This window comes from Companilactobacillus nuruki (assembly GCF_002872255.1).
In the GTDB taxonomy this organism is placed as follows: domain Bacteria; phylum Bacillota; class Bacilli; order Lactobacillales; family Lactobacillaceae; genus Companilactobacillus; species Companilactobacillus nuruki.
In genome coordinates, this window is sequence record NZ_NIPR01000003.1 from 70191 (window position 1) to 94705 (window position 24515).

23 protein-coding genes are annotated in these 24515 nt (G+C 34.3%); 20 read left to right on the forward strand and 3 right to left on the reverse strand.

Going from position 1 to position 24515, the window contains the following annotated elements; genetic code table 11:
* Window positions 1-36 precede the first annotated feature (36 nt).
* The 5 genes from CBP76_RS01335 to CBP76_RS01355 all read left to right on the forward strand — a co-directional run bounded on the left by CBP76_RS01335 (window position 37) and on the right by CBP76_RS01355 (window position 5936).
* Window positions 37-891 carry a MetQ/NlpA family ABC transporter substrate-binding protein gene (locus CBP76_RS01335; RefSeq protein WP_102195130.1) on the forward strand — a complete coding sequence of 285 codons (855 nt, stop codon included), beginning with the start codon at window positions 37-39 and terminating at the stop codon, window positions 889-891.
* A 24-nt stretch (window positions 892-915) separates the two neighbouring features.
* Complete coding sequence (locus CBP76_RS01340; protein ID WP_102195131.1) at window positions 916-1389, forward strand: S-ribosylhomocysteine lyase; 474 nt, start codon at window positions 916-918, stop codon at window positions 1387-1389.
* A 20-nt stretch (window positions 1390-1409) separates the two neighbouring features.
* Window positions 1410-2186 (forward strand): SDR family oxidoreductase, encoded by a 777-nt coding sequence (locus tag CBP76_RS01345; RefSeq protein WP_102195132.1) that lies wholly within the window; start codon window positions 1410-1412, stop codon window positions 2184-2186.
* Between the two features lie 200 nt (window positions 2187-2386).
* On the forward strand, window positions 2387-3532 hold the full coding sequence (locus CBP76_RS01350; RefSeq protein ID WP_102195133.1) for a trans-sulfuration enzyme family protein: 1146 nt from the start codon (window positions 2387-2389) through the stop codon (window positions 3530-3532).
* A 181-nt stretch (window positions 3533-3713) separates the two neighbouring features.
* On the forward strand, window positions 3714-5936 hold the full coding sequence (locus CBP76_RS01355; protein WP_102195134.1) for an SLAP domain-containing protein: 2223 nt from the start codon (window positions 3714-3716) through the stop codon (window positions 5934-5936).
* A 28-nt stretch (window positions 5937-5964) separates the two neighbouring features.
* Here the strand turns inward: CBP76_RS01355 and CBP76_RS01360 are convergent, their stop codons facing one another.
* Together CBP76_RS01360 and rpmB are read right to left on the reverse strand one after the other, a co-directional pair.
* Window positions 5965-6786 carry a hypothetical protein gene (locus tag CBP76_RS01360; protein WP_102195135.1) on the reverse strand — a complete coding sequence of 274 codons (822 nt, stop codon included), beginning with the start codon at window positions 6784-6786 and terminating at the stop codon, window positions 5965-5967.
* Window positions 6787-6892: 106 nt separating this feature from the next.
* Complete coding sequence (gene rpmB, locus CBP76_RS01365) at window positions 6893-7078, reverse strand: 50S ribosomal protein L28 (RefSeq protein WP_054641956.1); 186 nt, start codon at window positions 7076-7078, stop codon at window positions 6893-6895.
* 198 nt (window positions 7079-7276) lie between these two features.
* Between rpmB and CBP76_RS01370 the strand changes: the two genes are divergently transcribed.
* The 14 genes from CBP76_RS01370 (at window position 7277) to rplS (ending at window position 22436) form a co-directional block, all read left to right on the forward strand.
* Complete coding sequence (locus CBP76_RS01370) at window positions 7277-7645, forward strand: Asp23/Gls24 family envelope stress response protein (RefSeq protein WP_102195136.1); 369 nt, start codon at window positions 7277-7279, stop codon at window positions 7643-7645.
* A gap of 64 nt (window positions 7646-7709) precedes the next feature.
* Window positions 7710-9341 (forward strand): DAK2 domain-containing protein, encoded by a 1632-nt coding sequence (locus CBP76_RS01375; protein WP_166667141.1) that lies wholly within the window; start codon window positions 7710-7712, stop codon window positions 9339-9341.
* A gap of 80 nt (window positions 9342-9421) precedes the next feature.
* Window positions 9422-11458, forward strand: coding sequence for an ATP-dependent DNA helicase RecG (recG, locus tag CBP76_RS01380; protein ID WP_102195138.1), 2037 nt, complete (start codon window positions 9422-9424; stop codon window positions 11456-11458).
* 12 nt (window positions 11459-11470) lie between these two features.
* Window positions 11471-12475, forward strand: coding sequence for a phosphate acyltransferase PlsX (gene plsX, locus CBP76_RS01385; RefSeq protein ID WP_102195139.1), 1005 nt, complete (start codon window positions 11471-11473; stop codon window positions 12473-12475).
* A 12-nt stretch (window positions 12476-12487) separates the two neighbouring features.
* A complete protein-coding gene (gene acpP, locus CBP76_RS01390) occupies window positions 12488-12730 on the forward strand; it encodes an acyl carrier protein (protein ID WP_102195140.1) in 243 nt (80 codons plus the stop codon).
* A gap of 85 nt (window positions 12731-12815) precedes the next feature.
* Entirely contained in the window at window positions 12816-13505 is a 690-nt protein-coding gene (rnc, locus tag CBP76_RS01395; protein ID WP_102195141.1) for a ribonuclease III, read from the forward strand.
* 16 nt (window positions 13506-13521) lie between these two features.
* Window positions 13522-17067 (forward strand): chromosome segregation protein SMC, encoded by a 3546-nt coding sequence (gene smc, locus CBP76_RS01400; protein WP_102195142.1) that lies wholly within the window; start codon window positions 13522-13524, stop codon window positions 17065-17067.
* Window positions 17068-17076: 9 nt separating this feature from the next.
* Complete coding sequence (ftsY, locus tag CBP76_RS01405; protein ID WP_102195143.1) at window positions 17077-18501, forward strand: signal recognition particle-docking protein FtsY; 1425 nt, start codon at window positions 17077-17079, stop codon at window positions 18499-18501.
* 2 nt (window positions 18502-18503) lie between these two features.
* A complete protein-coding gene (gene ylxM / locus CBP76_RS01410; RefSeq protein ID WP_102195144.1) occupies window positions 18504-18845 on the forward strand; it encodes a YlxM family DNA-binding protein in 342 nt (113 codons plus the stop codon).
* Between the two features lie 9 nt (window positions 18846-18854).
* Window positions 18855-20291 carry a signal recognition particle protein gene (gene ffh / locus CBP76_RS01415; RefSeq protein WP_102195145.1) on the forward strand — a complete coding sequence of 479 codons (1437 nt, stop codon included), beginning with the start codon at window positions 18855-18857 and terminating at the stop codon, window positions 20289-20291.
* Window positions 20292-20391: 100 nt separating this feature from the next.
* On the forward strand, window positions 20392-20664 hold the full coding sequence (rpsP, locus tag CBP76_RS01420; RefSeq protein ID WP_010019451.1) for a 30S ribosomal protein S16: 273 nt from the start codon (window positions 20392-20394) through the stop codon (window positions 20662-20664).
* 61 nt (window positions 20665-20725) lie between these two features.
* Entirely contained in the window at window positions 20726-21241 is a 516-nt protein-coding gene (rimM, locus tag CBP76_RS01425) for a ribosome maturation factor RimM (RefSeq protein WP_102195146.1), read from the forward strand.
* Entirely contained in the window at window positions 21241-21969 is a 729-nt protein-coding gene (gene trmD / locus CBP76_RS01430; protein WP_102195147.1) for a tRNA (guanosine(37)-N1)-methyltransferase TrmD, read from the forward strand. Before rimM ends, trmD begins: the two co-directional genes overlap by 1 nt.
* Window positions 21970-22082: 113 nt before the next feature.
* Entirely contained in the window at window positions 22083-22436 is a 354-nt protein-coding gene (gene rplS / locus CBP76_RS01435) for a 50S ribosomal protein L19 (protein WP_102195148.1), read from the forward strand.
* 55 nt (window positions 22437-22491) lie between these two features.
* Here the strand turns inward: rplS and CBP76_RS01440 are convergent, their stop codons facing one another.
* On the reverse strand, window positions 22492-23355 hold the full coding sequence (locus CBP76_RS01440) for a MurR/RpiR family transcriptional regulator (RefSeq protein ID WP_166667139.1): 864 nt from the start codon (window positions 23353-23355) through the stop codon (window positions 22492-22494).
* 155 nt (window positions 23356-23510) lie between these two features.
* Here CBP76_RS01440 and CBP76_RS01445 point away from each other — a divergent pair, with 155 nt between their 5' ends.
* Window positions 23511-24494: a Gfo/Idh/MocA family protein gene (locus tag CBP76_RS01445; RefSeq protein WP_102195150.1), complete on the forward strand. Its 984-nt coding sequence runs from the start codon at window positions 23511-23513 to the stop codon at window positions 24492-24494.
* The last annotated feature ends 21 nt before the right edge of the window (window positions 24495-24515 follow it).

A 24515-nucleotide genomic window follows, 5' to 3' on the forward strand; every position in this document is an offset into this window, starting at 1 on the left:
TAGAAAATTATTAGAAAGATTGAGGAGGGGGAAGAAATGAAAAAAGAAAAAAGCATATTAATTACTACTATTTTGTTTTTGTCAGTAATTTTATTGGCTGGATGTGGTAATTCAACCACTGCAAGTAAAAGTAGTACCATCACAATTGGTTCACAAGGATCAGATTTGATTATTTGGGAATATATAGCCAAAAGTTCACAAGCAAAGAAATTAGGATTAAAAATCAAGACTAAGGAAATTACTGATGGGGCACAATTAAATAATGCTACAAGTGAAGGCCAAGTTGATGTTAATGCTTTTCAATCATGGTCTTATTACCAGGCTTATAATAAGCAGAATCCTAAGGGTAAGTTGGCTGCTTTAGGAACAACTTATTTGGAACCATTAGGAATTTATTCCAAGAAGTATAAAAAGATTAGTGAAATTCCTGATGGAACAACTATTGCAATTGCTAACAATCCGGCCAATACCTCACGTGATCTACTGCTTTTGCAAAAGGCAGGCTTAATTACTTTGAAGAAGGATTTTAATGCTTTAGGAGATACCAAAGATATCACGTCAAATCCTAAGAATTTAAAGTTTAAGGAAATTGATGATACCACAGGACCACGGGTTCTAAATGATGTGCCAGTCGTTCTTATTTCAAATACAGTTGCTTTAGAAGGTGGACTTCATGTTTTGACTGATTCAATCTATCACGAACAAGTCGATCAAAGTACAAAAGATAATATAAATATCTTAGCTACAGCTGCAAAGAATAAAGATAATACTAATTATAAAAAATTGGTTAAGCTATACCACAATAAAAAAATTCAAGCTTATATCAAGAAAAAGTATTATGGAACCAAGATTGAAGTTAATAAACCATTATCATATTTGGAAAATAAATAATAAATTTTAAGGAGATATTTAATTATGGCTAAAGTTGAAAGTTTTACATTGGATCACACAAAGGTAAAGGCACCATATGTCCGCCTGATTACAGAGGAAAATGGAACAAAAGGCGATGTAATTTCAAACTATGATTTACGTTTGGTTCAACCAAATGAAAATGCAATTCCAACTGCCGGATTACATACGATTGAACATTTATTAGCAGGTCTACTAAGGGATCGTTTGGATGGAGTAATTGATTGTTCGCCATTTGGATGTCGCACTGGATTTCATTTAATTGTTTGGGGTGAACATTCAACCACTGAGGTTGCAACTGCTTTGAAGGACGCACTAGATGATATTGCCAATAAAATCGAATGGAAAGATGTTCAAGGAACTGACAAGTACAGTTGTGGTAATTATCGTGATCATTCATTGTTCTCAGCTAAAGAGTGGTCGAAGAAGATTCTTGAAGAAGGAATTTCTAACGATCCATATGAACGTCACGTAATTTAGTTAGTAAAGAAGGTTAGTTCATGAGTTTATTTACATCATTGGAGAAAAAAATTGTTCTAGTAACTGGTGGTTTTCAAGGAATTGGTCGACAAGTAGTGGACACTTTTCAAAATGAAAAATCTATTGTTGTTGCAGCAGACTTATCTTATTCTAATGTTGAGTTAAAAAAGCTTGATGATAAGGAGTATCAAATTCATCTAGATGTTAGCGATGAAAACAGTGTTTCGAATTTGGCTAAACAGTTGCAAATGCATCAATTGACTCCTGATATTTTAGTTAATGTTGCTGGTATTTCAACTATGGATTATTTACTTGAAAGTAAAACTACTGACTTTGATAAGACATTATCAGTTAATACACGTGGAACTTATCTGGTAACTAAACATTTAGTTAAATTGATGGTAGATGCTAATCGACCGGGCAAGGTAATTCTGATAGCCTCTCAGGCCGGAAAAAATGGTTATAGAGCTATGTCAGCCTATGTAGCATCTAAACATGCAGTTCTTGGTTTGACTAAGACCTTGGCAATCGAGGTTGCTAAGAATCAAATTAATGTCAATGCTGTATGTCCAGGAATTATTGAAACGTCCATGAAACATCGCGAAAGAAAAGACGGTGCCAAGATTAGAGGATTGACGCCAGATGATATTGAAAGAGAAGATAATAGTCAGGTTCCATTGGGTAGAACTGGTACACCTAAAGATGTAAGTAATGTAGTTCTATTCTTAGCCAGCCCATTGTCTGATTATATGACTGGTCAAGGAATTAATGTTACTGGTGGAATGACTATGAACTAAGAGAGTAAAAATATTTAATTTGAGATTATTAAACCAAATAGTCCTAGTAATCAAAATCGATTACTAGGACTATTTGGTTAATTCAGAAGAAACATTTGTCTTGAAATTATATTTTTAATTAAGTATTTTGTTAAAAAAATTATTAAATTTTTGGTGTAGTAGTACTATGATAAGGAAATTTAAAGTAAAGGTTGAGAAAAATGACAGAGTTTAATACAAAATTGGTTCATGGGAAACCTCAAAATGACAATAATACTGGTGCTGTGAATGTACCGATTTACAATTCATCAACATATATTTATCCATCAGTTGATGCTAAGGTAAAATATGATTATGAGCGCTCAGGTAATCCGACGAGAGGTTATTTAGAGCAACAAGTGGCAGAATTAGAAAATGGTTATCAAGGCTTTGCTTTTTCGTCAGGATCTGCAGCAATTCATGCGGTTCTTGCCATCTTCAAACCAGGTGACCATATTATTATCGGTAAAGAGATTTATGGTGGAACATTTAGATTGATTAATGAGTTTTTGAAGCGTTGGCAGTTGGAATTTACTGCTGTTGATACCCAAAATCCCCAAGAAATCGAAGCAGCTATTCAATCAAATACTAAGGCAATTTATTTTGAAAGTTTTACTAATCCACTTTTACATGTTACAAGTGTTAAAGCAACTTCTGAAGTGGCTAAAAAATATAATATTTTAACAATAGTTGACGATACTTTTCTGTCACCATATTTGCAAAGACCATTAAATTTAGGAGCTGATATTGTTATTCACTCGGCTACTAAGTATTTAAGTGGTCATTCAGATGTAATTGCTGGGATTGTAGTTGTTAAGAATAAAGAAGTAGCCAAAAGGGTTTATTTTAATCAAAATGCGATCGGGTCGACACTTTCACCTGAAGATTCGAATTTAGTCCGTCGAGGGATTCAAACTTTGTCTGTAAGGATGGATCGTCATTTAACTAACGCTAAAAAGATTGTAGAGTTCTTACAAAGCCGTAAAGAAATTGCTAAAATTTATTATCCAGGTATTCCTGGTAGTAAGGATTATGAAATTGCCAAAGCTGAGACTGATGGATTTGGAGGGATTATTTCTTTTGAATTGTCTGAAGGTTTGGATTCTACCAAATTTGTTGAAGGTACCAAATTGATCCAATTGGCAGTTAGTTTGGGCGCAGTAGAAAGTTTAATTGAATTACCATATAAAATGACGCATGCAGAGCTTTCACCTGAGGAACAATTGAAAGCTGGGATTACACATCAGTTGGTAAGATTATCAGTTGGTATTGAAGATTCACAAGATTTAATTAATGATTTGGCAACAAGCTTGGATCATCTTAATTAAATATATTATAAAAAGGCATCAAATCAGAAATCATTTTTTAGATGATTTTTAGATTGATGTCTTTTTTTATTATTTTTAATATAATAAAATACTCAAAAAATTAGAATTTATTTCTAACTTTTTTCATATTCTTAAATTAATATAACTATATTAGGAAAGTTAGTAGAAGGAGTAAGAGTTAATGAGAATAAAAAATAAAATTACAATTATTGGAATTTCGCTTTTTTCCGCGGTAATACTGACTAATTTGCAGAACCAAGAAGTTAAAGCTGATACAACTGATACTACTACTGTACCTACTGATTCAAAAAGTGATAATTCGACGTCTTCTGATTCATCACTAGCTGAAGATACGTCTAATAATATAGATACAACAAATACCACAAACGATACTACAGTGGCTATGGATACATCCGATAGCACCGATACAACAACGAATAGTACTGAGGATTCAACAAACACAACAAGTACCGATAATACCGATACAACAACGAATAGTACTGACGATTCAACGAACACAGCAAGTACTGATAGCATCAATACAACAAATGATACAGGAAGTGCAGATACATCAGAAACGGGTACTGAAACAACAAGTACGAATTCCACCGATAACGACGGTACTGAAAATACGGTTGCAAATAGTACCACCGACACGTCTACGACAGACAGTCAAACAATCACTAGTATCCCAATAACTTTCAAAACGACATCGAATGTTATTAAAACAGTGTATCTATCATCTGATACACCAAGCTCATTAACGGGTACCTATACAGAAGGACAAACTTTAACGGCGACTGATTTACCGGAGAGTTTATTAAATATCCCGGGTTATACTTTTAGTTCAATTAGTAATTCAACTATCAGTCTAGATAGCAACGGTAATGTCAATCCCATTACTTTAACGTACGTTATCAATAATAATTCATCATATACTCTTACTTATATTGATGAAGATACAGGTGAACCAGTTGGGGTTCATAGCGCTACAGATGGTACGCTGGGTAATACTGTAGCATATACAGAGGAATTATTAACAGATGCTGAAACCAATGATGGATACGATAAGGCGGACTATTATGTAGATTATATTTCACCAAACAATAGACTGACTGAGTACAATGGGAACTTTACAGTATATTTGAAGAAATTAACGGATAGTACTTATAATTTCACTATTAACCAAACTAATAGTTCAGGGGATACATTGATTCCTCAAACAACGTTGACCTTTACAGGAACGAAAGATTTATACTCAACTATTAGTATGGATAGTAGTCAACTTGATGTTGCTGATCTGGAGGTTGATTGGGATAAGTCGACTGTATCTGCTGGAGCTGTGACAAATTCTTTAAGTATATACGTTACTCATTTTGGTTTGGATGATACAAGTACTATTGTTGATCTTATAAATAAATTGGGACTGAGCACTTACTATGAAAATATCAATGGAAGTGAATATCGAAACTATACTTTTAATGTAGTTTATAAGACTTATCAAAATACCCTAAGTTATCAGACCTCAGATGGGACTGAGGTTGGAACAGGTACAGCTGAAGATGGATTAGATAAAACGATTTCTACGGAGACGATTACATCGCAATTACCGAATGGCTATGAACTAGCTGATAGTGACACAATTTATAAAATCTCTGATTCTAGCGATCCGATAATGATTTTAGTACAAAAAGAAACTACATCGGGCGGGTCATCTGGTTCTGGTTCCGGTAGTGATGATGACGATGATGATAGTTCTACCGGTACAGATGTTGATACAGGTGACGATAATTCTGAGACTGATAGTGGGTCTGAAAATAGTGATATCTTTCAAATTGATGACACAGTAAGTACGTACCCTGATGCTGGCGATGTAGAATTGTATGATGATGAGGGCAATACAATTACACAGACTTTACAGGAAAATACTGACTGGAAAACAGATGAAAAAAAAGTTTTTAATGGCGAACTATATTATCGGGTAGCAACAAATACTTGGGTTAAAGCTAGTTCAGTCTATCTTTATTATACCAATCCGGTTGATGTGAGAACCTACTTTGATTCTAGTAAATCATTAATCTCAACTGATGGTCAGAAGATCACTCGTAAATTATCTGCAGGTAGTGATTGGTTTAGTGATAGATACGCATATTTCAATGGAGTTAAATATTATCGTGTCGCTTTGAATGAGTGGGTTAAAGCTAGTGATGTTTATGAATATGAGTCAAGTCAATCGGTAGTTACTCCCAACTCGTCAATTTCAATATATGATGATACTGGTAATATCATATCGAAGACAATTGATAATTATAGTTATAAAGCAGATAAAATAGCTACGATTAATGGAGTTAAGATGTATCGTGTAGCTACCAATGAATGGATAGCTGTTTTTGAAACTAATTAAAAAAATACCAAGTAGACGGTTTTACCGGTTACTTGGTATTTTTGCTATTATCCGAAGGACCTTGATTGAATCCGTCAGTGAGTATTTCAGAGTTTTTATCTGATTTAAAACCAATATAGTTAAGTTCAGGTTGAAAACCCGTCACATTAAATTTACTTTTTAATATTCTTATTTGAGGCAGTGGCCTTATAAATATTAAATTTTGACCAGAAAATTGAGAGCTGCTTTTAACTGCTAAATCATTTTTGACGTAAAATTTAGTTGAATCGATGGTTAAATTGTTAAAGTTCAATTCAGAATGCCTTCGTAATTCAAGTTTGTTAGTAATAGTAGAATCTTTTAGAAAAGATTTGGAATTTTTTTGAAACATTAATTCAATAAAACTATCAATCGCAAATATTTGACTATTTTCTAAAGATAGTCCAATTGCTTTTGTTTTTGCACCGGTATAAATATTGGAATCTTTAAAGGAAAAAAACGAATTTTGTCCATATACGGTATCCCAATCATCTTCAGACTTACGATCAATTGTAATATTGTTACCATAAACGCGAGCACCATCATAAGCAGCCAGAGTATTTTCATCAGTTGCCATATAATTGATGGTTAAATTTTTTAATATGATAGTGGTAGCTTCGCCAACGGTAAAACTACAATAAAGTTTGACATCATTTTTATTTTTGGATGTGCCGATAAGAGTTATATTTCTTCTGATGGTACAGATAAAAGGGCTGTCTGGGGAGAAATATGATCCTGGCAACAATTCAATGATGTCGCCATCTCTAGCTTGAATGAGTGCCTTTGACAGTTGCTCATCATTATTGCTTTGGTTGCCAATTACAATTTTCATTAAGTTCACCCCTTTTAAAAATTTTACTAAAAATATATTATAATCGTGTAAAATAAAAAAGACTAACAATTAATTTGCTAGTCTTTCTTAAATAATTAAGTGATAATTATACACGAGTAACTTTTCCTGATTTCAATGCTCTAGCTGAAACCCAAACACGTTTAGGCTTACCGTCAATCATGATACGAACTTTTTGCAAGTTTGGCTTCCAAGAACGTTTTGATTGGTTAAGAGCGTGTGAACGCTTGTTACCGAACACTGTTTTACGGCCTGTAATAATATCTTTTGCCATGGGACCGACCTCCTTTGGCTACATGTTTTTTTCTTTAAAATATCACCTGACTAATTTACCATATCTAAGAATTGAAATCAATAGAGTAATTGTGTATTAATATAGTTTTATATGGTTTAATTCTTTAATTAGATTTGAGGCTATGATAGAATTTTATTGTTTATGATAGTTTTGGTCCATGAATAGGAGGATCCAGAGATGGCAGTTACAATTAAAACAAAACATGGTGAGATTGACGTTTCAACAAATACTGTTGCCACAATCGTTGGTGGAGCTGCTTCTGATATCTACGGTATCGTAGGTATGGCAAGCAAGAATCAATTGCGTGATGGTATGAATACAATTCTCAATCGTGAAGATTTTTCTAGAGGTATAGTTATTCATCAAGAAGATGGTAAACTGGCCGTTGATGTCTACATAATCGTAGGATATGGAATCAAAATATCTGAAGTAGCAAAAAATTTAAAAGAAAAAGTAAAATATAACCTAGAAACAATGCTTGGTACACCAGCTGGCACTGTTAATGTTTACGTTCAAGGAATTAAAGTTCTGGACGATATTGAGTAGGTAAAGCTGGTTGGAGGGGAAACTTTTGAGCAAAGAACTAATTACAAAAAAAGAATTTTCAGATATGGTGCGTGTTGCATCGCATAGACTTGAAAAAAATGCTAAGTTTGTAAACTCACTTAATGTCTTTCCGGTTCCTGATGGCGATACCGGAACTAATATGAGTTTAACAATACAAAGCGGTTTTAAATCCGTTAATGAGTCTGAAAGTGACCATGTTGGAACACTGGGTAAGGCACTTGCTAAAGGGCTTTTAATGGGTGCTCGTGGTAACTCTGGTGTTATCACTTCACAAATCTTTCGTGGGTTTTCAAAAAGTATTGAAGAAAAAGATACTTTGACAGCAATGGATTTGGCAAAGGCATTCGATGATGGGGTTAAAACAGCCTATAAGGCAGTTATGAAGCCCGTAGAAGGAACTATTTTAACGGTTGCTAGATTTGGTGCTGATGCCGGTATGAAGAAGGTTGAGAGCACTGACGATGTTTCTGAGGTCATGCAAGCTGTAGTTGAGGGTGCAAAAGTAGGATTGGAAAAAACGCCCTCATTGCTTCCTGTACTGAAAGAGGTTGGTGTAGTTGATTCCGGCGGTCAAGGATTAGTCTTTATTTATGAAGGTTTCTTAGAGGGATTAACAGGTCAATCAGGTAATGAAGAATATATTCCTGATGAAAGAGATATGACTGAAATGGTCAATGCTAGTCATCACCAGTCTGTTCAAGGCCAATTTAGTACTGATGAAATTAAAAATGGTTATTGTACTGAAATGATGGTTAAAATTGGTGAAAATCCAACTTCGGATGAACAATTTGACAATGAAAAACTTCGTAATTATTTAGATGGCATCGGTGATTCACTTATTTGTGTTGCTGATGATGAGGTTATCAAAGTTCACGTTCACACCAATTATCCTTATAAGGTTTGGTCAGCCGGTAGAAAATATGGTTCTTTAGTAAAAATTAAAATTGACAATATGCGTTTACAACATGAGACGATTGTTGATGAGGATGAACCAGTTACTGAAGAAACAAATCAAGAACCAGTCGATTATGCAGTCATTGCCGTTTCATCTGGCGAAGGATTGACAACGTTGTTTAAGAGTTTAGGTGTGACTCATGTTATTAGCGGTGGTCAAACTATGAACCCATCAACCAATGATATTGTTGATGCCATTAATAAGTCCAACGCTAAGAGAGCCTTGGTATTACCAAACAATGGCAATATTATTATGGCGGCTAAACAAGCAGTTGATTTAGTTGATATTCCAGTTGCAATTGTGGCCTCTAAAACTATTTCACAAGGGATGACGGCAATGCTTTCATTTAACCCTGAAGCAGAATTAGAAGATAATAAGGAAAATATGGAAGATTCCTTGGATACGGTCAAGAGTGGTCAAATTACACAAGCTATTCGTGATACGGAAATTGATGGTCTTAAGATTACCAAAGGTCATTATATGGGAATTGTTGATGGCAAGATTTTGGTTGACGATGAGGATATCATCGATGGAACTGAAAAAATGCTGGATAAGATGATTGATGAGGATAGTGAAGTTATTACTATTTTGATAGGTCAAGATGGTACAAAAGCTGATGCAGAAAAAATTGCTGATTATTTAGATAAATATTCAGATCTTGAAACAGAAATTCATCAAGGAGATCAACCAGTTTATCCTTATTTGATCTCGGTTGAATAAATTAAAGGAGGTAATGACGAAAAGATATTTTTGTCATGCCTTTTTTATTTTTTGAGCGCAAATTCAAAGGAGGGGAAAGTATGGATTTGAGAAAAGTTTCATTAGCACAATTACCTGGAGTGGGTCCCAAGAGATTGGAATCCTTGGAATCACTAGGGATTAAAAATGTTTATGATTTGTTATTCTATTTTCCCTTTCGTTATGAGGATATGGAAGCAAAATCTTTAGATGATGCTGTTGATCAGGAAAAAATTCTATTGAAGGGCGTTGTGGCCAGTGAGCCGGTTGTAGCGCGCTTTGGTTATAAAAAGACTCGGGTAAATGCACGTATTTTGGTTGAAAATGAATCCATTATGGTAACTTTTTTTAATCAACCATGGTTAAAGGATAAATTTGAAACTGGACAAGATGTAGCTGTATATGGAAAGTGGAATGAAAATCGTCGATCATTGACCGGAATGAAAGTTATTGATGTTAATGGGAAAGATTCGATTGATTCGGTATACTCAGTTAATAAGAACATTCATCAGAAAACACTAGTTAATTTAATTAAATTAGCTTTTGAAAAGTATCATGATCAAATTGAAACAATCGTTCCTGATTATTTGCGATTGAAATATAAATTGTTGAATGATGAAGAAATTGTTTCGGGCATTCATTTTCCTAAAAATGAACAACAAAGTGATGAAGCCAGAAGAAGTGCTAAGTTTAGAGAATTTTTCTTATTCCAATGTGGATTACAGAGTATTAAAGCCAATGATGATCGTAATAATATTGGAATTGAAGAAAAGTATGATTCTAAGTATATTGATGAATTTATTGGACAATTACCATTCACTTTGACGGCTGCACAAGATAGAGTTGTTAAGGAAATATTGGCTGATATGAAATCAGAGCATCATATGAATCGGTTGTTACAAGGTGATGTTGGGTCTGGTAAAACTATTGTCTCTGTTATCGCAATGTTGGCATCAGTTACTGCTGGTTATCAGGCTGCTATTATGGCTCCTACAGAAATTTTAGCTCAGCAACATTTTGATAAGATTGGTAAATTACTAGCACCTTTGAAAATTCGAATAGCTTTATTAACAGGCTCACTAACTAAAAAGGAACATGATTATATTGCAAAGGATATTCGAGAAGGTAAAACCAACATCGTAGTAGGGACACATGCATTGATTCAGGATAGTGTTGATTATAAGAATTTAGGCTTTATTGTTATTGATGAACAGCATAGGTTTGGTGTTAATCAAAGAAAGGCTTTACGTGAAAAAGGAGTTAATCCAGATGTATTAGCAATGACTGCGACGCCTATTCCTAGAACCTTGGCGATCACAACCTACGGAGATATGGATGTTTCAAGAATCGACCAATTGCCAGCTGGTCGTAAAAAGATAGAAACCTATTGGATTAGAAGTCAAAAGATTGAACAGATGTATCAATTTGTGACTAAAGAATTAGCTGATGGAGCACAAGTTTATGTAGTAACGCCTTTGATTTCAGAATCGGAATCGATGGATTTGAAGAATGCTGAGCTGATTTATGACAAATTTACGGAATTATTTGGACAGCAATATAAAGTTGGCTTGTTGCACGGGCAGATGCCAAATGAACAAAAAGAGACCGTAATGAATGATTTTTCCAATAAAAAAATCGATGTTTTGGTTTCAACAACAGTAATTGAGGTTGGTGTTGATGTACCTAATGCCACAGTTATGGTAATATATGATGCTAATCGTTTTGGCCTTTCACAATTGCATCAATTGAGAGGTCGTGTGGGTCGTGGCGATAAACAATCGTATTGTATTTTGATTGCTGATCCTAAGAATGAATCTGCTGTTGAGCGAATGAAAATTTTAACGTCGACTAATGACGGATTTATTTTGGCGGAAGAAGATCTAAAAATGCGTGGTGCTGGGGATATGCTGGGCAATCGTCAATCGGGATTGCCTGAATTCAAAGTAGGAAATCCTATCAATGATATAAATATCTTAGAAGTGGCCCAAGAGGAAGCAAGTAAGTTGTTTAATGATGAAAACTTATTGAATAGTCCAGAAACAAAGGCCTTAAAGTCATTTATCAATGATGAATATGAACAATTAAATAATTTTGATTAGTGAGGAAATAAAATGAAAATAGCTGTTGATGCTATGGGTGGAGATCATGCTCCCCAAGTTGTAGTTGAAGGAATTGAACGTGCACGTGACGAGTGGAAGGATTTAGAATTTGTACTATATGGAAAAGAATCAGCAATAAAAGAGTATCTGAAAAATGATGAAAGAATTTCAATAGTACATACGGATGAGGAAATATTGGGTACTGATGAACCAGTGAAAGCAATTCGTGCCAAAAAGAATGCTTCAATGGTTTTGGCTGCTAAATCTGTTAAGGACGGGGAAAATGACGCGCTATTTTCATTAGGTAATACTGGTGCGTTGTTAGCCGCTGGAATTTTTATTGTGGGTCGTATCAAACAAGTATCTAGACCCGCTTTGATGCCAACCTTACCAGCTACCAATTCACCATTGGGAGTTAATATGCTTGATGTTGGGGCTAATGCTGAAGCAAAGCCTGCTTATTTACAACAATGGGCTATTATGGGATCAATCTATGCTCATGATGTTAAAAAAATAGATAAACCAAGAGTAGCATTATTGAATAATGGTACTGAGTATGACAAAGGTGATACTTTACATAAAGAGGCTTATCAATTATTAAAAAATACTGAAGGAATCAATTTTATCGGCAATATTGAATCTGGTAGTATTTTAGCTGGAGCAGCTGATGTGATTGTTACAGATGGTTTCACCGGCAATGCAGCTTTGAAAGCTACTGAAGGAACGGCAACAATTCTTTTGAGTGAACTAAAAGATGCCTTGCTAAATAACGGTATCTTTACTAAAATGGGTGCAGCTATTGTTAGCCCATCATTGAAGGGCTTGAGAAAGATGTTTGATACATCTCAAGCTGGTGGAGCTGTTCTGCTAGGTTTAAAGTCGCCAGTTGTCAAAGCACATGGTGCGGCAGACAGTAAGACTGTCTATTATACTGTGAAACAGATTTATGATATGTTAACTAACGATACTATTAATAAAGCTAACAAATACTTTGAAAAAATGACTGAAGAAAAATAAGGGAGAAACTCCATGACTGAACAAGAGGTTTTTGACAAAATCGTTGCATTAATTGCTGATAAATTTGAAGTTGATAAATCAACTATTACCAAAGAAACATCTTTTACTAAAGATCTAGACGCAGATTCAATCGACCTTGTTGAATTTGTATTGGAATTAGAAGATGAATTCGGATCAGAGATTCCGGATGATGATGCTGAAAAGATAACAACTGTTGGCGAAGCAGTTACTTATATTTCGTCACATCAAAAATAAGGCCTGAAGGTCTTATTTTTTTATCCAAATAATTATTTAGGATAAAAGTTTAGTATAATTAATATTATTAGAAAGGGGACACTTTATGTTAGATCCAAAGTTCTTGGAATTTTTAGATGAAAATTATAGAATCAAGTTTGACAATAAGAGATTAGTTGAAAGAGCCATGACACATTCCTCATTTGATAATGAGCATAAGGAGTTAGGAATTGGTGATTATGAACGATTAGAATTTTTAGGGGATGCAGTCCTAGAAATAAATATTTCAAGATATCTTTTTGAAAAGTATCCTGATTTACCAGAAGGTAAATTAACTAGATTAAGATCAGATATTGTAAGAACCGATAGTTTTGCTCGTTTTGCTAAAGAAATAAATATTGATAAGTATTTATTAGTTGGTAAAGGAGAAGAAAAGCAAGGAGCTCGTCAAAGACATACCCTTTTGGAAGATATCTTTGAAGCCTTCAATGGTGCCTTATATCTAGATCAAGGAAATAAAGTGGTTGATGATTTCTTGAAGAAGGTTGTTTATCCGCATATTGATTCAGGAGAATTTTCTGAAGATACTGATTTTAAGACACATTTGCAGGAAAGACTTCAACAATCGGGTGAGGTTGAGATTGATTACAAAGTCATCGATGAAGAGGGTCCAGACCATGACAAGAAATTCAAAGTGGAATTGATTGCCAATGGCAAGATTTTGTCAAAGGGTCTCGGTTATAGTAAAAAGCATGCTGAACAAATGGCAGCTAAGAGAGCCTTAGAAGAACTTTAGGAGTTGAGTTTTATTTATGCCATTAAAATCATTAACTATCAATGGGTTTAAATCATTTGCTGATAAGACAAAAATTGATTTCACAAGTGGAATTACAGGGATTGTCGGACCCAACGGAAGTGGAAAATCGAATATAACAGAAGCCATTCGTTGGGTAATGGGTGAACAGTCAGCAAAGAGTTTGCGCGGAGATAAAATGGTCGATGTGATTTTTGCCGGAAGTGCCACTCGTCCTCAGATGAATCGGGCTGAGGTTATTTTAGAGTTTGATAATAGCAATAAAGAATTGAAATCTGATCAAGATAACATCATTATCTGTCGCCGTTTATTTAGAAATGGTGATACTGAATTTATGATTAATAACAAATCTTGCCGTTTAAGAGATATTACTGAACTTTTTATGGATTCAGGGATGGGAAAGCAATCCTTTTCTATTATTTCTCAAGGTCGAGTTGAGGAAATTTTTAATAGTAAACCAGTGGAGAGACGAAGTATTATTGAAGAGTCTGCTGGTGTTTCTCTATTCAAACAAAAGAAGCAACAAGCTGAGAATAAACTCTCAGAAACGACCGATAACTTACACCGAGTATCAGATATTGTATCCGAATTATCAAAGCAAGTTGAACCTTTAAAGGAACAAGCAAGTATTGCTCGTGATTATAAAGAGCAAAAAAGCAAGTATGATAGTATTTATCAAAAAATTCTGACAATTGAAATTAGAAATTTATCGGCCCAGAAACGACAGGTGGACAAAGAATTACGCGAAGTTAAGATGAGTCTTCAAAATATCTCTCAACAGGTCAAAAGTGCTAATAAACAAGTTGAGGATAATAATCAAAAAATTCATGATTTAAGTAATCAAATTGATGAAAAACAAGCTAAGCTGGTCGAATCTACAAAAACATTAGAGATTTATAATGGTAAAGTTGCCGTTGCTAATGAACGTAATGGACATAATTCGTCAAGTAAATTAAGTTTAAATAAACAATTAGATGATTTGAAACAAAGAAAGTCCATTGCTGATCAAAAATTGGTTGAATCGAACCAAAAATTGGCCGAATGTTTGACGGAGATTGAAGATTTTGAAAACAAATTAAAAAATCTACAACAACTTAAGAAAAAAACTCCAGCCGATATTGAGAAGAATATTAAAGATTTAAATGACAATTATGTCAATTTGCTACAAGATCAAGTTTCTAATAATAATGAACAAAAATTCTCGCAGAGACAGTTAGAACGAATTCAAGCGATGGTTAGTGACCAGAATGTTCAGTTAAAGCAAGTGACTGACAGTTTGGCAGAGTTTAAAAATGATAATCGTTCTGTTACTCAAAAGATTCAAAAACTAATTGATGACAATCAATCTCTTTTAAATCGAGATAAAGAACTTACTCAAGAGATTCTAGAGATTACTGAAACTGGCAAAAAAGAAAATAGTAATTATTTAAATATCTTGGAAAGTCTTCAAGAGACCAAAGCTCGTAAGAAGGTTCTTGAAAATATGGAACAAGAGCATGCCGGTTTCTTTGAAGGTGCCAAAAATGTCCTAAATAATGAAAATAATCTGTCAGGAATTGTCGGAGCAGTAGCCGAATTGGTTTCGGTTCCTAAGGAATACCAATTGGCTATTGAAACGGTTGTTGGTAACCAGTTACAGTCAATTGTTACTGAAAATGAGACGGCTGCTAAAAAAGCAATTGCTTTTTTGAGACAGAGTCATGGTGGACGTGCGACTTTTCTACCTTTAAATATTATTCAACCACGAAATGTTTATACTAATGATTTGAACAAAGCAGAAATGGTCGCAGGTTTTGTTGGTGTCGCTAGTGAACTGGTGTCTTATGATAATAAGGTAGAAAACATTGTGAAGAATATTTTGGGAAATTTGTTGATTGCTCAAAATATTGATGTGGCTACAAAGATTTCATCTGCAGTTAATCGTAAATATCGTGTAGTTACATTGGATGGAAATGTTGTCAATGCTGGTGGATCAATGACTGGTGGTCAACAAAGACGAGTCAATTCAAGTATTCTAACTCGTAAGGATGAGTTGTCTTCGTTGACACAACAATTATCTAAGCAAGAATTGGCTATGGATCAAAAACAAAAGACAGTTCAAGAGTTACGTGAACAATTAGTTCAATTAAATACAGAAAAAAGTTCTATTGATAAGGAACTAGCTCAATTTAATTCTCAAAAAAGCCAATTGGAAAATCAAGTTTCCACTTCACAAAATGAAGAGAAGCATTTAAGCGAACGTTTGGATGTTATTAAGTATAATCTTTCTAAAAATGAGTCCGAGCAAAAAGAACTTGAAGATAATTTGGTCAAACAAGTAAAAAATGCCGAACAAATTAAAATAGATATCGAAAATACTCAAACTGAGATTGCTCAAAAGCAAAAAATGCTAACAGATTTTGATGCCGAACTTAGTTCTATTAATATTCAAGAACAGGATTTACAGACTAAATTAGCAGTTGTTAAAAATAATCACGCTAATGAGGTTAACCAGAATACTGAAATTAAAGACAACGTTAAGAGTATTGATAGTCAAATTTCTGATATTCAACAACAGTTAACTATTTTGGATTCAGAACGTGATCAGTTGAATATTAATAGTACTGAAGTTAAAAATCATATTGAACAGCTTAAAACTGAGGTTTCTGAGTTACAAAACGTTGTTGAAAGTTTAAAAAAAGAACGAGAAAAACAACAGGCTTTATCAAGTGAATTGAATGCAAAGGCACAACGTAATTTTGATTTGCAGAAGAACGCATCTGATCAGCAAGAAACGCTTGCGATTCAGAATACAAAGCTGTCTAATCAAATTGACGGCCGCTTGGATACTTTGTCTCAGGAGTATCAATTAACTTACGAAGCTTCTTTAAAGGTTCTTAATCAAGCTGACTACGATGCTGATGAATTACAAAAGGAAGCACGTTTGTTAAAAATGGGTATTGAAGAATTGGGAACAGTTAATCTTTCAGCCATTGAAGAGTACGATAAGGTGAAGGATAGATATGAGTTTTTGACACAGCAGCAGAATGATTTGTTACAAGCTAGGGCCCAATTGTTAGCTACAATGGCCGAGATGGACAAAGAGGTAACGACAAGATTTAAGAAAACTTTTGATGATGTTGCAAATGCCTTTGAAGACATTTTTCCTGAAATGTTTGCAGGTGGTCGTGCTAAATTGGTTCTAACTGATCCTGATGATTTATTGGAAACTGGAATTGAAATTATTGCTCAGCCACCAGGGAAGAAATTCCAACGGTTAAGTTTATTGTCTGGTGGTGAAAAGGCGCTGACTGCAATTACCTTGCTGTTTGCTATTATTAAAGTGAAACCCGTACCTTTCTGTATATTAGATGAGGTTGAAGCCTCATTAGATGACGCAAATGTATATCGTTTTGCAAACTATTTAAATCAATATGATGACAACACTGAGTTTATCGTTATTACTCACCGTAAGGGAACAATGATGAATGTGAACCGTTTGTATGGGGTCACAATGGAAGAATCAGGTGTTTCAAGAATGTTGTCCGTAAAAGTCAAAGAATAGGAGCTAACTATGGGATTATTTGATCGAATTAAAAAAGCTTTTACAGGTAAAGATGATTCTGAAGAAAAAGATTTAGAAAGTAAATCACAAGAAGAAACAACTCAAGAATCTGATAAAACCTCTGAAACAACTGAACAGACTGATGAAACTGATGTGCCAAAGAAATCAGATGAAGAAATTTCAGTCGAATCAAAGGTAGACGATAAAGATGAAGAACCAGTAGAAAATTCACAGGTTGATGAAATTTCAGAAGATACTGAATCTGATTCTTCTGATTTAAAACAAGCTGATGAAACTGAATTTACTGAACCCATTGAATCTTCACAAGGTGAACCAGTATCTGAGATTCCAGAGTCGCAACAAAATGAGACAGAAGATGAAAATTCTGTTGAAGAACCAATAACTGAGGAACCAGAATCAAAGGAACCAGAACCAGTTGATGAAGAAAATAATGAAGAATCAACTGAAGATTCGGAACCCAAAGATGATCTAAAAGAGTATGATGAAGGCTTGAAGAAGAGTCGTAATTCATTTGGAGCTCGTTTCAATCGATTCTTAGCTAACTTTAGAAGTGTTGATGAAGATTTTTTTGATGATTTGGAAGAATTATTAATTGAATCAGATGTTGGCTATGAGACTGCTATGCGTATTTCAGATGAATTACGTGAAGAAGTTAAGTTGGAAAATGCTAAGAAAAAATCAGATGTTTCTAATGTTATCGTTAAAAAATTAGTTGATATGTATGGTGAAGAGGGCAAAGAAGAAGATAATTCTTTGAAGTTTAGTACTGACAAGACACCAACTATTTTCTTATTTGTAGGTGTTAATGGTGCTGGTAAGACTACGACCGTAGGTAAATTGGCTCATCGTTACCAACAACAAGGCAAAAAAGTACTTTTGGCAGCCGCTGATACTTTTAGAGCTGGAGCAATTGAACAACTACAAGAATGGGGCAAACGTGATGGTGTTCCCGTTCAGGCAAGTAAAGCTCACACGGATCCAGCGTCAGTAGTATACGATGCAGTTGAGCGTGCAATTAAAGAAGAATTTGATGTTTTATTAGTTGATACAGCCGGACGTTTACAGAATAAAGAAGGGTTGATGCGTGAACTAGAGAAGATTAAACGTGTTATTACTCGTGAATTGCCTGATGCTCCACAAGAAGTATTATTGGTACTTGATGGATCAACCGGTCAAAATGCTTTAAGTCAAGCCAAACAATTTAACGAAACGACGAAGGTTTCTGGAATCGTTTTAACAAAACTTGATGGTAGTTCTCAAGGTGGTATTGTTCTGGCAATTAGAAATGAATTACATATACCAGTTAAATTAGTTGGTTTGGGTGAACAAATGGATGATCTTCGTGATTTTGATCCTGAGAAATTTATTTATGGTTTGTTTAAAGAACTGATTGTTGGAGCATCTAATAAATAGTTATGAATATAGATGAAACCACACGAGTTAATTTACTGTATAATTTTTATCATTCTTTACTAACTGAAAAGCAAAGTCGTTATTTAGATCTTTATTATGTTGAAGACTTTTCACTCAGTGAGATAGCTGAACAATTGAAAGTTTCAAGGCAAGCGGTTTTAGATAATTTGCATCGTTCAGTAAATTTGTTAGAATCATTTGAGAAAGAACTTAATTTGATTGAAAAGACACAAGAAATTGATGATATTGCTGAAAAACTTGATCGATTGGCTCAGACTAAATATACGGATGACAAAGAATTATTAGATTTGGTAAGAAGAATTTCTAAAATAAATGAAATGTAGGAGTAGAGTATGGCTTTTGAAGGATTAAGCGAGCGCTTGAATAAAGTTTTCTCTTCATTAAGAGGTAAAGGAAAACTTTCTGAAGAAGATGTCCGTAAGGTAATGCGTGAAGTACGTATGGCTTTACTTGAAGCTGATGTTAACTTCGATGTTGTAAAAACCTTCGTAAAAACGGTTAGAGAACGTGCTTTAGGTGCCGAGGTAATGGAGAGTTTGACTCCATCTCAACAGGTTGTCAAGATCGTTGATGAAGAATTAACTAAATTAATGGGACAAGAAGCAGTTCCATTGAATAAATCAAAGCATATACCAACAATAATCATGATGGTTGGTCTTCAAGGTGCTGGTAAGACTACCACAGCGGGTAAGTTAGCCAATCGTCTGAAGACAACTGAGAAAGCTCGACCATTGTTCATTGCTGGAGATGTTTATCGTCCTGCTGCGGTTGAGCAATTGAAGACTATTGGTCAACAATTAGATGTTCCTGTGTATGATGAGGGAACAGATAACGATCCAGTGGATATTGTTCGCAATGGATTAAAGGTTGCTGAAGAGAATAAGAATGATTATGTAATTATTGATACGGCTGGACGTTTGGAAATTGATGAACAATTGATGGAAGAATTAAACCGTATTAAAGATTTGGCTCATCCTGATGAAATTCTTTTCGTAGCTGATTCAATGACTGGTCAAGTTGCTGCTAAAGTAGCACAAGGTTTTGATGAACAACTTGATATTACTGGTGTTGTTCTAACTAAATTGGATGGTGATACCCGTGGTGGTGCAGCACTTTCAATTCGTTCAGTTACTGGTAAACCAATTAAATTCATCGGACAAGGTGAAAAGTTAGATCAATTAGACGTCTTCCATCCTGATCGTATGGCCAACCGTATTCTTGGTATGGGTGATATGTTGACCCTGATCGAAAAGGCACAGACCGATTACGATGAAAAGCAAGCCAAAGAAGTGGCTGAAAAGATTCGTGAAAACAGTTTTGATTTTAACGACTTTATCGATCAGATGGATCAAGTTCAAAAAATGGGGCCAATAGATGAAATCATGAAGATGATTCCTGGAATGGCTAATAATCCTCAATTAGCTAATATCAATATTGGTGAAAAGGATATTGCTCATTTGAAAGCAATTGTTTATTCAATGACACCCGCAGAGCGTGTAGATCCTGACTTGTTGAATCCATCACGTCGTAGAAGAATTGCTGCTGGTTCTGGACAGAGCGTTCAAAATGTCAATCGAATGATCAAACAGTTCAAGCAATCACGTGATATGATGAACAAAATGAGTAAGGGTAACATGGCTGGTATGGAACAACTAATGGGCAACGGTGTTCAAGGTCGATTAGGTAAAATGGCCATGAAATCAATGGTTCGTCGGACTAAAAAGAATAAGAAGAAACGTTTGAAGAAAATCAAACGTTTTAAGTCATAAAATCTAAATAAAAAAATAGGTGCTGTAAAGAAAAAAACTTTACAGCACCTATTTTTTTGTGTATACTAACAAAGTTAAGTATTTAGGAGGAAACAAATACATGTCAGTTAAAATTAGAATGAAACGTATGGGTAGTAAATTAAGACCATTTTATAGATTGGTTGTTGCAGATTCACGTTCACCACGTGATGGTCGCTTCATCGAACAAGTTGGTTACTACAACCCAATTTCACAACCAGAAGAAATCAAATTAGACGATGACAAGATCGTTGAATGGTTAAACAAAGGTGCACAACCTTCAGATACTGTTCGTCACTTGTTGAAACAACATGGAATTATGCAAAAGTTCCACGAAAGCAAATTCACAAAATAGTAATTTTTGATGGAGCCAGACATTATTTTGTCATGGTTCCATTTTTATTCACGGAGGAAAAATGACCGAAAAATTATATCGAGTTGGTACTATCGTTAATACTCATGGTATTAAAGGTGAACTGAGAATTATTCCTATTACTGATTTTCCAGAAGATCGCTTTAAAAGTGGTTCCAAGTTATATCTGAAAAATAAAAATCAGATTTTGGAATTTATAGTTGAGTCATCACGATCACACAAAAGTTTTATGCTTTTAAAATTTAAAGGGTACGATAATATCAACGATGTGGAGAAGTACGTTAAATCCGAATTGTTCGCTGATGGAGCTGAGGTTCCTGAGCTGAATGAAGGGGAATTTCTTTATAAGCAAATTATTGGTTTGACTGTCGTAGACAAAGATCTTGGTGAGGTTGGTAAAATTTCTGAAATCATAGAACTAGGCTCAAATGATGTTTGGGTTGTTAAGAGCCCTAAGTATCGAGAAATTTTATTACCTTATATTGATGATGTTATCAAAGAAGTAAATCTTGATGAAAAAATCGTTAAGGTTGAAATACCAGATGGGTTGATAGATTAATGGATATTACAATTTTAAGTATTTTTCCAAAGATGTTTCAGGCATTAGATGAATCTTTAATCGGCAAGGCTCAAGAAAAGAAACTTGTTAATATTGATATTGTTGATTTTCGTGATTTTACGACTAATAAGCAAAATCATGTGGATGATGCGCCTTATGGTGGCGGAGCTGGGATGTTATTACAGGCACAGCCAATTTATGATGCCATGGATTACGTTGAAAAAAAGAAGCCTGGAAAGAAAAGGGTTATTCTGCTTGACCCAGCAGGTAAAACTTTTAATACTAAATTGGCTCGTGATTTTGCTAAAGAAGATCAATTGGTTTTTATTTGTGGTCATTACGAAGGTTTTGATGAACGAGTTAAAGATTTGGTTACAGATGAGGTATCAATTGGTGACTATATTTTAACTGGTGGGGAATTACCAACAATGAGTATGATCGATGCTACTTTAAGATTTGTACCTGGTGTTCTAGGAAATTCATTTTCAGCTGAAGAAGAATCATTCTCTAATAATTTATTAGAATACCCTCAGTATTCCCGTCCAGCAGACTTTAGAGGCAAGAAAGTGCCTGAAGTATTAACTAGTGGTGATCATGAAAAAATTCGTATCTGGCGCTTAAAACAGGCTATTAAGAAGACTCTAGAACGTCGCCCGGATTTATTAAAGAATGCAGTATTAACTGAAGAAGAAAAGAAATTTTTACGGGAAATTAGTCAAAATAACTAGTTTACAATTTGTTTCAAATAAAGTATCATATTAAGAGTGTTTGAACGCACATATTAACGATATTCCGCTGTATGTCATAGATATATAAGAGTGTCGGCAGGGAGAAATTATTTATGAATAACTTAATTCAAGATATTACTAAAGAACAATTACGTTCTGATATTCCTGACTTCCGTAGTGGTGACACTGTTCGTGTACATGCTAAGGTTGTTGAAGGTAGTCGTGAACGTGTTCAATTATTCGAAGGTGTCGTAATCAAGAGACATGGCTCAGGAATCAGTGCTACATATACTGTTCGTAAGATGAGTAATGGTGTTGGTGTTGAAAGAACATTCCCATTGAACACACCTCGTGTAGAACAAGTCGAAGTTATCAGACATGGTCGTGTACGTCGTAGCAAACTTTACTATCTACGTGCTCGTACAGGTAAGGCTGCTCGTATTAAGGAACGTCGTCGCGACATCTAATTAATACATTTTAGGCACTTTAACTTAAAAAGGACTCTCATAAGAGAGTCCTTTTTTATCTATCTGTGAACCTGGAGTCAGAGAATAATTTTTCTGAAGCTAAACGATGTCGCTGATTTTTATCATAGTTAGCAACAAATAGACAAGAATAAAGAGAGTTCAAAACATATTCAATCGCCACTTGTGAAGCAAATGGGGATATTTTTAGATCTTTGCTTTCAAAATTGGCAACAGGTAAAATCAAGTCACTTAGTTTAGCAATTTCAGAATTGGCATCTGATGTAACTGTAATAATCTGACAACCATTCAAACGTAAGATTTTAGCAAGTTCAAAAGTAGTTTTACTACGTCCGCTATAGGAGATTAAAATAGTACAGTCGTTCTTAGTAAAATTAGCCGCTAAAAATTTACTTTCGTCTGAGAGTATTGGTAAATTAACCTGATAGTTAATTTTCATTAATTTATTCTGAAAACTTAAAGCTGAAATATAAGTGTCACCATAGGCAAAAAGGCCTATTTTTTTTGCCTGAGTAATTTCCCGTACAGCTTGTTCAAGGAGCTCATTGGTAAGTGATTGGCTGGTTTTATTTAATGAATCTTTCATTAATTTTAATATTCGCTGAGAAATTTCTTTGTTTGAATCATCTTCAGTGAAAGGAAAATCAGGATCAATTGTAGAGATATTATTATAATGTTGTTGTAATTCGGCTGATAATTTAATTTTGAAGTCTTTGTATCCTTTGAGACCAATTTTTCGACACAGACGAACGATTGTTGAGGTTGAAGTAAAAGTATCTGTGGCTAGTTTTTGAATGGATAAATTGATAACCTGTTCTTTATTTTTTAGAATAAATGAAGCTAACTCTTTCTCTGATCCATTGAAATTTTGAGTGGATGATAATTGATCAATAATAGTCATGATTTTCATTCCTTAATTAATTTGTAAAAATATTCCAAGTCTAATGTCCAAAAACTAAAAAAGATTGAAACATTTTTATTATTCATAGAATATCTAATTAATATTCATTGTAGCGTGTTTTAATAGACTTGCATACAAAGATAGGAGTGATCGGGATGAAATTAGCAATTATTGGCTCGGGAAAAATTGTTCAAGATTTTTTAACTATCACAAAGGATTTAAAAGATACGGAATTAACAGCGATTATTGGTACTGAAAGAAGTATTGATGTATTAAAACAATTACAAGCTGAGTATAAGATTGAATCAGTTTATACTGACTTTGGGGATGCTCTTGATAAAAGTGATTTTGATACGGTTTACGTTGCCGTTCCCAATTTTTTGCATTATGGTTTTGCTAAAAAAGCTTTGGAAAATGGTAAGAATGTTATCTCAGAAAAACCTTTTACGGTAAAGTATGAGGAATTTTTGGATTTAAAAAAGATAGCCATTGAAAAAAAGCTGATTTTAGTAGAGGCAATTACTAATCAATATTTACAAAATTATTTGGACTTAAAGGATAAATTATCACAAATAGGCGATATAAAATTAATTGAAAGTAATTATTCTCAGTATTCCTCACGTTATGATGCTTTTGAAGCAGGAAAGATTTTACCAGTTTTTGATCCTAAAAAAGGTGGTGGAGCCTTGATGGATTTGAATATTTATAACGTTCATTTTATAGTTGGCCTTTTGGGGAAACCTCAGTCAGTTTCATATTTACCGAACATTGAAAGAAATATAGATACGTCAGGTATCCTGTTGCTAGACTATGGCGTTTCTAAAGCGGTTGCTATCGGAGCCAAAGATTCAACCTCTCCAGTGGGTAAAACGATACTGCAAGGAAATAAGGGCTCAATTATTGTTAATGGACCAACTAATGAGATGCAATCTTTTGATATTTATGACAAGGATAAAAATTTATTAGAGAAAGTTGATCACAATCTATATCCACATCGGATGTATCAAGAATTTGTTGAATTTGAACGGATTGTTAAAGAAAATGATTTACAAACTGTTGCTCAGAAATTACAGCATAGCGAAGATGTCATGTGGGTTGTTAAAGAGGTTTTGGAATCATCGAAAATTAAATTGGGCTAAAAAGAACTAATTAGAAATTTG